This window comes from Streptomyces sp. GbtcB7, from assembly GCF_019091445.1.
Classification (GTDB): Bacteria; Actinomycetota; Actinomycetes; order Streptomycetales; family Streptomycetaceae; genus Streptomyces; species Streptomyces mirabilis.
This window is the reverse complement of sequence record NZ_JAGXJM010000225.1, coordinates 1-303: the sequence shown is the minus strand read 5'-3', so window position 1 is coordinate 303 and position 303 is coordinate 1. Positions and strand designations below refer to the sequence as shown.

Genomic DNA, 303 nt, shown 5'->3' with positions numbered 1-303 from the left:
CAGTGCGGAGATCCTCTACCGGTGGGTCAAGCAGAACCGCCCGGAGATCAACTCGTGGTTCGTCCTCCGGCGGGGATCCGTGGACTGGGTGCGGCTCGAGAAAGAAGGCTTCCGACTCGTCGAATACGGCTCGGCGCGGTTCGCGGCGCTCATGATGGCTGCCGAGCACGTCGCGTCGAGCCACGCCGACCGCTTCATCACCGACCCGCTCCCACGGCGTTTCGGGCGTCGGCCGTGGAACTTCACCTTCCTGCAGCACGGCGTCATGAAGGGCGACATCTCGGGGTGGCTGAACACCAAGCG

1 protein-coding gene is annotated in these 303 nt (G+C 66.0%); it reads left to right on the top strand.

Annotation, left to right across the window (positions count from 1 at the left end):
• Positions 1-303, top strand: a 303-nt coding sequence (locus tag KVT44_RS55920) for a hypothetical protein (protein ID WP_217576948.1), incomplete at both ends; no start/stop codon positions are given.